Source organism: Xanthobacter autotrophicus ATCC 700552, from assembly GCF_043194565.1.
In the GTDB taxonomy this organism is placed as follows: domain Bacteria; phylum Pseudomonadota; class Alphaproteobacteria; order Rhizobiales; family Xanthobacteraceae; genus Xanthobacter; species Xanthobacter autotrophicus_F.
The window spans coordinates 1-247 of the sequence record NZ_JBAFVS010000120.1 but is presented as its reverse complement, the minus strand read 5'-3'; the positions used below and the strand labels follow the sequence as shown (position 1 = coordinate 247).

Here is a 247-nt window from a genome sequence, read left to right as displayed (position 1 = left end):
CGGCTTGCGCCGGCCGATGCGGTCGGACAGGTAGCCGGAAAAGACCTTCACGATGGCGGCGGTGGATTCGCCCACCCCCTCGATGAGGCCCACCACGGCCACGCTGGCCCCGAGGGTCGCGGTGAGAAAGAGGGGCAGCAGCGCGTGGATCATCTCCGAGGAGATATCCATGAACAGGCTCACGAACCCGAGCGCCCAGACGGTTCTCGGAATCGACGGGCGCTTATCGGTGTCTTGAGCCGGAGCA

The 247-nt window shown here is 66.0% G+C and carries 1 protein-coding gene; it reads right to left on the bottom strand.

Features of this window, described 5'->3' with window-relative positions:
• A partial coding sequence (locus V5F48_RS25180) for an MFS transporter (protein WP_394260675.1) occupies positions 1-213 on the bottom strand: 213 nt, incomplete at its 3' end.
• Positions 214-247 lie beyond the last annotated feature (34 nt).